The organism is Kineococcus haloalkalitolerans (assembly GCF_050871905.1).
Lineage (GTDB): Bacteria > Actinomycetota > Actinomycetes > Actinomycetales > Kineococcaceae > Kineococcus.
This window is the reverse complement of sequence record NZ_JBJLSH010000080.1, coordinates 1-9,217: the sequence shown is the minus strand read 5'-3', so window position 1 is coordinate 9,217 and position 9,217 is coordinate 1. Positions and strand designations below refer to the sequence as shown.

The 9,217-nt window shown below is 77.7% G+C and carries 7 protein-coding genes; 3 read left to right on the top strand and 4 right to left on the bottom strand.

Annotation, left to right across the window (positions count from 1 at the left end; genetic code table 11):
• The coding region (locus tag ACRYMY_RS19130) for a ThiF family adenylyltransferase (protein ID WP_432548806.1) at positions 1–1,020 on the bottom strand (1,020 nt) is incomplete at its 3' end.
• Between the two features lie 90 nt (positions 1,021–1,110).
• The gene (locus ACRYMY_RS19125) at positions 1,111–1,269 is read right to left on the bottom strand and encodes a DUF5679 domain-containing protein (protein WP_369053671.1); all 159 of its coding nucleotides are present in this window, start codon (positions 1,267–1,269) and stop codon (positions 1,111–1,113) included.
• Positions 1,270–1,460: 191 nt separating this feature from the next.
• On the opposite strand from ACRYMY_RS19125, the gene ACRYMY_RS19120 reads away from it, so the two are divergent.
• Complete coding sequence (locus tag ACRYMY_RS19120) at positions 1,461–2,135, top strand: M48 metallopeptidase family protein (RefSeq protein ID WP_432548805.1); 675 nt, start codon at positions 1,461–1,463, stop codon at positions 2,133–2,135.
• A 16-nt stretch (positions 2,136–2,151) separates the two neighbouring features.
• Here ACRYMY_RS19120 and ACRYMY_RS19115 read toward each other — a convergent pair whose 3' ends face one another.
• A complete protein-coding gene (locus ACRYMY_RS19115; protein ID WP_432548804.1) occupies positions 2,152–3,843 on the bottom strand; it encodes a zinc-dependent metalloprotease in 1,692 nt (563 codons plus the stop codon).
• A gap of 182 nt (positions 3,844–4,025) precedes the next feature.
• On the opposite strand from ACRYMY_RS19115, the gene ACRYMY_RS19110 reads away from it, so the two are divergent.
• Positions 4,026–5,279 carry a YlbL family protein gene (locus ACRYMY_RS19110; protein WP_432548803.1) on the top strand — a complete coding sequence of 418 codons (1,254 nt, stop codon included), beginning with the start codon at positions 4,026–4,028 and terminating at the stop codon, positions 5,277–5,279.
• A 33-nt stretch (positions 5,280–5,312) separates the two neighbouring features.
• On the opposite strand, the gene ACRYMY_RS19105 is transcribed toward ACRYMY_RS19110, so the two are convergent.
• Positions 5,313–5,924, bottom strand: coding sequence for a PPA1309 family protein (locus ACRYMY_RS19105; protein ID WP_432548802.1), 612 nt, complete (start codon positions 5,922–5,924; stop codon positions 5,313–5,315).
• A gap of 157 nt (positions 5,925–6,081) precedes the next feature.
• Here ACRYMY_RS19105 and ACRYMY_RS19100 point away from each other — a divergent pair, with 157 nt between their 5' ends.
• On the top strand, positions 6,082–9,171 hold the full coding sequence (locus tag ACRYMY_RS19100; protein WP_432548801.1) for a UPF0182 family membrane protein: 3,090 nt from the start codon (positions 6,082–6,084) through the stop codon (positions 9,169–9,171).
• Positions 9,172–9,217 lie beyond the last annotated feature (46 nt).

The window sequence follows — 9,217 nt, the reverse complement described above, 5'->3', positions numbered from 1 at the left end:
CGGCGCACCCCACCGCCCCGCCCCCCCCCCCCCCCCCCCCCCCCCCCCCCCCCGCGCCCCCCCCCCCCCACCCCCCCCCCCCACCTCCAGGGTGCTGCCCACCGCGGTGGGACGCGCCCCGTCCAGGTGCGCGAGCACCTGCAGCGCGGCCAGGCCCGCGACCGCGCCGGCGGCCGCCACCGGTTCGCGCCGGGTGGCGGCCGGGGCGCGCACCAGCTGGTCGCGCACGGCCGGCCAGCCGGGGTCGGCGTCCGCGCGGTGCAGGTCCAGGCACAGCAGGCAGGCCGTGCGGCCCGGCAGCACGAGGGGGCCGACGACCGCGTCGGAGTCGCGCAGCACCACCGACAGGTGCGCGACGCCGTCGGCCACGCACCCGGCGGCCGCCTCGGCGCGCGCGGCGTGGTGGTCGACGAGCACCACGAGGTCCACGCCCGCGCTCCCGGCGGACCGGGCCGCGCCCCGCGCGCCCCTCGCGCCCGTCGCGCCCGTCGCCAGGTCCGCCCACCAGCGCTGCGCGCCCTCCTCGGCCGCCGCGCCGCGCCGCCGCCCCAGCGACGCCCTCGCGTGGGCTCCGGGCGCGAGGTCGTCCGGCCCGACGAGCCCCGGGTCCTCGACGAGGACCCGGCCGACGCCCGCCGCCCCGAGCAGGGCGGCCAGCCCTGCGCCGGTGCGGCCCGCGCCGACGACCGCCACACCGCGAGCCGCCCGCGCCGTCCGCCGCTCCTGCTCGGGCACCACGGGCAGCGTCCCCTCGGCCGCCAGGTGCGCGGCGAGCGCACGGGCCCGGCGCGCCGCGGCCCGCGGGCTGCGGGTGCCGCCGGTGCGGGCCAGGTCCAGCAGCGCGAGCGCGTCCGCCTCGGCCAGCGGGCCCACCACGCTGCCGCTGCGCGGGGACGAGCCGACCTGCACCGCGCCGCCGGGCCGGACGGCCAGCGGGACGACGGCCCACGCGGGCAGCACCGGGTGCGCGGGCGGGTCGGTCGCGGGCGGGTCGGTCCGGTCGGCGGGGGTGGACGGCACGGCGTCACCCTGCCGGAGCAGCGCTCCCGCCGGCCGCCGCCGTCCACAGGCCCGGGTCCCGCGCGGGCCGGTGCGCCGACCCGCCCGGGGTCAGGACGCCTTGCCCAGGATGCGGTTGAGGTTCGTCCCGCACACGGGGCACTGCCCCTTGGCCATGCGCCGGCCGTTGGTCTCCACGACCTGCCCCTCGGCCTCGCGCTTCTCCTTGCACTTCACGCAGTAGAACTCGCCCTGCCAGGTCTCGGCCACGGTGCCTCCTCTCGCGGGGCCCACCGGCCCCCGGGCCGCACCGCGGGACCGCGGCGCGGGTCTGCGCTGGGAATGGTCCCGCGCTCGGGGCCGCGGGGCGCGCCGGGACGGTCGCGGACCGGTCGCGGGTCGACCACGGGCCGCACAGGTGCCCGGCGACCCCTCCCGCGGACGGGGGTGCGCAGGGTAGCGTGCCCGAGGTGGAGGACGACACCGCGGGTGCCGTCGAGGTCCGTCGCAGCCGTCGTCGGACGCGGACGGTGTCCGCCTACCGCGACGGCGACCGGACCGTCGTCCTCATCCCTGCCCGCTTCTCCCGGGTGGAGGAGCGCGAGTGGGTCGAGCGCATGGTGTCCCGCCTGCAGGCGGCGGACCGCCGGCGCAACCCCGCCGGCGACGCCCTCCTCGAGCGGGCCCTGGAGCTGTCCCGCCGGCACCTGTCCGGGGCGGCGCGGCCCACCTCGGTGACCTGGGTCGCCAACCAGCACCACCGCTGGGGCTCGTGCACCCCGGCCGACGGCACCGTCCGCGTCTCGGACCGCCTGCAGGGCGTGCCGGGGTGGGTGCTCGACTACGTCCTGCTGCACGAGCTGGCGCACCTGCTCGTGCCCGACCACTCGCGCACGTTCTGGTCGCTGCTGGAGTCCTACCCGCGCACCGAGCGGGCCCGCGGGTTCCTGGACGGCCTGGACTTCGCGGCCGGTCGCGCCGTCGACCTGGACGGCCCGGACGGCGTGGAGGACCTGGACCGCGCGGCGGCCGGCGCGGACGTCGACCCGCGCACCGGCGTGCGGCACGAGGCCCCCGGCGCCGGGCACCGCGAGGTGGCGCTGCCGCGGGGCAGGCCGCGGCGCACCGGCCGCTGACCCGCCCCCCGCGCCCTCAGCGCGCCGGCCCGTCCCCGTCGGACGGGCCCTCGCCGGGACCCCCGGACGGGCCCTCGCCGGGACCCCCGGACGGGCCCTCGGCAGGCCCCTCGCCGTCGCCGGGCCGCCCGGAGCCGCCGCCCGACCCGTCCGGGTCGTCGAGCAGCGCGCGCAGCGCGGCGTCCATGTCGTCCAGGTCGGTGTCCCCGCCCGCGCCCGCCGACGCGCCGCCGAGGCGGCGCTCGACGAAGGCGGAGAGGTCGTCGAGGTCCTCGGGCGTGGGCAGCAGGTCCGGGTGGTCCCACACGGCGTCGCGGGCCGACTGCCCGCCGCGCCGCAGCAGCTCCTCCCACATGCCCGCCGCGTCGCGCGCGCGCCGCGGCCGCAGCTCCAGCCCGACGAGCACGGCGAAGGCGTGCTCGGCGGGGCCGCCGGTCGCCCGGCGGCGGCGGACGGTCTCGCGCAGCGCCGCCGCGTGCGGCAGGACCCGGGCGGCGGCCTCGTCGACGACGTGGTCGACCCAGCCCTCCACGAGGGCCAGCGCCGTCTCGAGGCGGGCCAGCGCCGCCTTCTGCTGCGGGGTGCTCTCCGGCTCGAAGATGCCGGAGGACATCGCCTCCTGCAGCGACTCGGGGTTGGTCGGGTCCACCGAGCGGGCGGCCTCCCCGATGCGGTCGACGTCCACCGAGATGCCGCGCGCGAAGCTCTCCACGCTGCCCAGCAGGTGCGCGCGCAGCCACGGCACGTGCGCGAACAGCCGCTGGTGGGCGGCCTCGCGCAGCGCCAGGTAGCGGCGCACCTCGTCGAGCGGGACGCCGAGACCGTCGGCGAAGGCGCTGACGCCGCCCGGCAGCAGCGCGGCGCGCCCCGCGGGCGCCAGCGGCAGCCCGACGTCGGTGGTGCTGAGCACCTCGCCGGCCAGCTGGCCCAGGGCCTGCCCCACCTGCATGCCGAAGACGCCGCCGCCGACCTGGCGCAGCATCGCCCCGGCGGAGCCCATCAGCGCGGCCATCTCCGGCGGCGCCTGCGAGGAGATCGCGTCGCCCATCGCCGCGGCCACGTTCGCCGCGACGGGCTCGACGAGCTGGCGCCAGACCGGCATGGTCCGCTCGACCCACTCGGCGCGGCTCCACGCCTCGGCGGTCGTCGGCGCCTGCTCCAGGTCGGTGACCCCGTCCAGCCACAGGTCGGCCACGCGCAGGGCGTCCTCGACCGCGCGCTGCTCCGCGGCGCCCGGGACGGGGTCGCCGGACTGCGCGGCGGCCTGGCGGGCCAGGTCGTGGGCGACCTGCCAGTTGACCGGCCCGTCGCCGGGCGTGGACAGGAACCGCTGCAGCTGGGCGAGGACCTGGCCCATCACCTGCGGGTCGAGACCGCCCTGCCCGCCCAGCGCCTCGGCCAGCCCGGGCGGCAGGTTCGGCGGCAGGCCCCCGGGGAAGCCGCCGGGCAGGCCGCCGCCCAGCCCTCCGCCCAGCAGGGGACCCAGCAGGTCCTCCAGCGGGTTGCCGGAGCCGCCGGAGCCCGACGGGCCGGGGGACCCGGGCGGCTGGAAGCCGGCCCGGCCGCGCGCGCTCTCGTCGGCGGACCCGCCGCGCCGGTCCGGGTCGCGGCCGGGCTCCTGCCCGGGCTCCTGCCCGGAGCCCTGACCGGCCTCCTCGGGCCGCTCGTCCTGGCCCTCGTGGGGGTCCTGGTCGCCTCGCTCGTCCACGTCGGCTCCTTCCCGTTGCCTGCGACAGGTCGCCGTCGGTGTGACGAGCCCATCATGACGTGTCCGTGGACGGACGAACCGGGCGCGGGTGGTGTTCCGCGTCCCCGGACGTTCCGCTCTCGGCGGACGGCCCTCGGGAGCGCTCCCAGCGGACGCCCAGCGCGCCGCCGTAACCTGCCCCGGTGCCACGCCCGACGCCGCCGGTGCCCGACGACCCCGCCGGGACCCCCGCCCGGCCCGCCGGCGCGGTCCCCGGGACCCCCGGCCCCGCGGGGGCTCCCGGCGCGGGGGACGCGGTGGCCGCCCGCACGGTCCTGCTCGCCTCGTCCTCGCTGGTGGCGGTGCTGCTGCTGTCGCTGCTGAGCCTGGTGCCGGTGCCCTACGTGGCGCTCTCGCCCGGGCCCGTGCGCGACGTGCTCGGCGGGCAGCCCGCCGCCGACGCCACCGCGGACGCCACCGCCGACGCCGCCGCCGACACGCCCGCCGAGACCTCCCCGCCGGCCCCCGCGGGCGAGGAGCCGCTCATCCGCATCGCCGGCGCCGAGACGTACCCGACCGAGGGGCGGCTGGACCTGACCACGGTGTCGCTGCGCGGCGGCCCCGGCTACGAGATGTCGCTGGGGGAGGTCCTCGTGCACTGGCTGGACCGCGACACCAGCGTCCTGCCGCGCTCGCTGTACTTCGGGGCCGGCACGACCCGCGAGGAGGCCGACCGGCGCAGCGCCGCGGAGATGACGGGGTCGCAGGAGGCCGCGAAGGTCGCCGCGCTGACGCAGCTGGGGATCGACGTGCCCAGCACCACGACGCGGCGGGTGGCGGCTGTCGACCCGGCGGCCCCGGCCGCGGACGCGCTGCGCGCCGGCGACGAGATCACCGCCGTCGACGGCGAGCCGGTGCCCACGTTCGAGGACCTGCGCGCGGCCGTCAGCGCCCTGCCCGCCGACGCCGAGGTGGTCCTCACGGTCCGGCGGGAGCAGGGGGGCGGGGACGACGAGGTCGAGGTCCGCACCCGCACCTACGCCCAGCGGGGCGCCACGCTGCTGGGCATCGTCCCCGTGGTGGACCACGAGTTCCCCTTCGACGTCGACATCTCGATCGACGACGTCGGCGGCCCGAGCGCGGGCCTGGTCTTCGCGCTCGGCGTCGTCGACGAGCTGACCCCGGGCGCGCTGACGGGCGGTGAGCACGTCGCCGGCACGGGAGCCATCGCCGTGGACGGCGCGGTGCTGCCCATCGGCGGTCTGCGCCAGAAGGTCGTCGGGGCGCGCGCGCAGGGGGCGGAGTGGTTCCTGGCCCCGGCCGAGGAGTGCTCGCAGGTGCGCGGGGCGGTCCCGGACGGCATCACGGTCCTCGGGGTGTCGACGCTGGCCGAGGCGGTCGCGGCCGTGGAGGCCGTCGGCGCCGGCCGCGGCGGGACGCTGGCGGCCTGCGGCTGAGCCCGCCCCCCGCGGGGCGCGGGCCGGGGCCGGTCAGTCCTCCAGCGTGGCCTGCAGCGCGCTGACCAGGCCGGGGACCAGGTCGGCGCCCGTGCGCACCTCGCCGTCGGAGTCCTTCGAGCGGCTGCGCACGGCGCACTCGTGGCGCCCGTCGCGCAGCACGCCCACGGCGATGCGCACGTCCTCGGCGGCCGGGTGGGCGGCCAGCGCGCGGGCGCGGCCCTCCTCGTCGTCGGAGGGGACGCTCGCGCGCACCTCCGCCTCGGCGTCCGGCGGCACGAGGAGGCGCTCGACGACGAGCGCGGCGCCGTCGACGCCCGCGGGCCAGGCGAGGCGGCCGAGGAAGTCGTCGAGGTCGCCGACGTCGGGCAGGCCGTCCTGCTCCACGGACGTCAGGTGGCCGTCGTCGGCGCGCGCCTCCTGCAGGACCGCGGCGGGCAGCCGGCCGGCCAGCGCGGGGTCGCGGCGCAGCGCCTCGCCGGTGCGCACCAGGGCGAACAGGCGCAGCGGCGCGCCCCACCCGTCCGCGGCGACGTGCCGCTCGATCTCCGCCACCGCGCGCCACAGGCCACCGGTGGCCGTGGGGGCGGTGGGCGTGCCGGTGACGGCGTCGGCGGGCGCGGTCGTGCTCTGGTCGTCGTCCACGGTGCTTCATGCTCGCACGGACGGGGCGGCGCCCGGTGCGCCGTGAGCAGGGCCACGTCGGCAACGGTGAGGTCACGATCGGTCGCCACGGGCACCCGGGAGGGGTCTTGTGAGTTGCGCTTGCGTGAGCTTCCCTCCACGCCGCCCCTCCAGGCCGGTGCTGCAACGACGCCGTCGTGGACCCCTGCTGCCCACGCTGCTGGTCCTGGCCGGTGTGCTCGTCGCCGTCCTGCTCGGCTCCCGCCTCCTGACCGACGTGTGGTGGTACGACCACCTGGGCTTCCTGCAGACCTTCACGACCCGCCTGTGGTTGCAGGTCGCGCTGTTCGTCGTCGGCGCGCTGCTGCTGGCCGGTGCCGTCGGCGCCTCGCTGACCGTCGGTTACCGCTCGCGCCCGGTCTACGCGCCGATCTCCTCCGAGCAGGCGGGCCTGGACCGCTACCGGGAGTCGCTGGAGCCGCTGCGCCGCCTCGTCGTGGTGGTGCTGTCGGCGGCCGCGGGCCTGTTCGGCGGCTCGGTGGCGATGGCGCAGTGGGAGACGCTGCTGCTGTGGTGGAACCGCCAGCCGTTCGGCACGGACGACCCGCAGTTCGGCCTGGACCAGGGCTTCTACGTCTTCACGCTGCCGTGGCTGTCCTTCGTCGTCGGGTTCCTGTCCGCGGCCGTGGTGCTGGCCGGCATCGCCGGGCTGGCGACGCACTACCTGTACGGGGGCCTGCGCCTGTCGGGCCCGGGCCCGCGCACGACGCGCGCGGCGCGCATCCACCTGTCGGTGCTCGCGGCGCTGTTCCTCCTGCTGCGCGGCGCCGGCTACTGGCTGGACCGCTACGAGGTCATGACCACGGTCAACGACCGCATCCCCGTCGCCGGCGTGGTGGGGCCCTCCTACACCGACGCGGCGGCCGTGCTGCCGGCGCGCGCGATCCTCGCGGTCGCGGCCGTCGTGGTGGCGCTGCTGTTCGTGGCCTCGGCCGTCGGCGCCTCCTGGCGGGTGCCGGCCATCGGCACCGGCCTGCTCGTCGTCAGCGCGATCGCCGTCGGCGGGATCTTCCCGTGGGCGGTGCAGTACTTCCAGGTGCGCCCGAACGCGCAGTCCGCCGAGCGCGACTACCTGGAGCGCAACATCGAGGCCACGCGGCAGGCGTACGACGTGGCCGACACCGAGGTGACGCAGTACGCGGCGCGCACGGAGGCCGAGCCGGGCCAGCTGCGCGAGGACGCCGCGACCATCCCGGGCATCCGCCTGCTGGACCCGTCGGTCGTCTCCAACGCCTTCCGCCAGACCCAGCAGGTGCGCCCCTACTACGCCTTCCCGGACGTCCTGGACGTGGACCGGTACCGGCTGGACGACGACGGGGAGCTGCAGGACACCGTCGTGGCCGCCCGCGAGATCTCGCTGGCCGGCCTCAACGAGTCGCAGCGCAACTGGATCAACGAGCACACCGTCTACACCCACGGCTTCGGCGTGGTCGCCGCGCGCGGCAACGAGCGCGCGCCGGACGGGCGCCCCGCCTACTTCGAGGGCGGCCTGCCCACCACCGGTGAGCTGCCGGAGTACCAGCAGCGCATCTACTTCGGCGAGCAGTCGCCGGAGTACTCGATCGTCGGCGGCGGCACGGAGCCGCGGGAGCTGGACTACCCGACGAGCGAGTCCGAGGGCGGTTTCGCGCGCAACACCTACGACGGCGAGGGCGGCGTGGCCGTCGGCAGCCTCTTCCAGAAGCTGGCCTACGCGGTGAAGTTCAGCGACGCCAACATCCTGCTGTCGGACTCGGTCTACCCCGAGTCGGTCATCCTGTACGACCGGCAGCCGCGCGAGCGGGTGCAGAAGGTCGCCCCGTGGCTGACGCTCGACGGCGACGCCTACCCGGCCGTCGTCGGCGACCGCGTCGTGTGGATCCTCGACGGCTACACCACGTCCTCGACGTTCCCGTACTCGGCGCAGACGCAGCTGGGCGACGTCACCGAGGACACGCTGACGCAGGGCCAGGCCGTGCAGGCGCTGCAGGAGCGGACGGTCAACTACGTCCGCAACTCCGTCAAGGCCACGGTCGACGCCTACGACGGCACCGTCCGCCTCTACGCCTGGGACGAGGAGGACCCGGTCCTCATGGCGTGGATGAGCGCCTTCCCCGGCGCGGTGACGCCCGTGTCGGAGATCGACGGCGAGCTCATGTCGCACCTGCGCTACCCGCAGGACATGTTCAAGGTGCAGCGCGACGTCCTCAGCCGCTACCACGTCACCGACCCGGGCGCGTTCTTCACCCAGCAGGACTTCTGGCGCACCCCGGACGACCCGACGCAGCAGGTCCCGCCCGCCGGGGAGCCCAACGCGCTGCAGCCGCAGCCGGCGCGCAACGCGCCGCTGCAGCCGCCGTACTACCTGACGCTGCAGATGCCGGGCCAGGAGGAGCCGTCCTTCAGCCTGACGTCCTCCTACGTGCCGAACGCGGCGGCGCAGGGCGCCGGGTCGGGCAGCCAGGTGCTCACGGGCTTCGCGGCCGTGGACGCCGACGCGGGCACGACGACGGGGCAGGTGCGCGAGGGCTACGGCACGATCCGCCTGCTGCAGCTGCCGCAGGAGAACGCGGTGCCGGGCCCGAACCAGGTGCAGAACAACATCAACTCCGACCCCACGGTCGGCAACGCGCTGCGCCTGCTGAACCAGGGCGAGTCGGAGGTCATCTACGGCAACCTGCTGACGCTGCCGGTCGGCGGCGGCCTGCTGTACGTGGAGCCCATCTACGTGCAGTCGCGCAGCGGCGCCTCCTTCCCGGTCCTGCGCAACGTCGTCGCGGTCTTCGGCGACCAGATCGGGTTCGCCCCGACGCTGGACGAGGCGCTCAACCAGGTCTTCGCCGGCGACTCGGGCGCCGCGGCCGGTGACGAGGGCGCCGCGCCGGTGGACGACGACCTGCTGCCCGACGACGCCGACCCGACCCAGACGCCGTCGCCGACGGCCACGCCGTCGCCGACGGCGCCCGGGGACGGCGGCGGGGCCACGGGCACGCCGCAGGGCGACCTGGACGCGGCGCTGAGCACGGCGCGCCAGGCCCTGCTGGACTCCCAGTCGGCCCTGGAGGCCGGCGACTTCGCCGCCTACGGCGAGGCGCAGCAGCGCCTGGCCGACGCCATCGAGCGGGCCACCGACGCCGAGGCCCGGCTGGAGCAGGCCGGGGCGGCGGGCGCGCAGGCCGCGCCGGACGCGGCCGCCGCACCGCCGGACCCGGGGGAGGCGACCCCGTGACGGCCGGCTGAGCCGCGAGGGGCCCGGGCGCTGCAGCGCCCGGGCC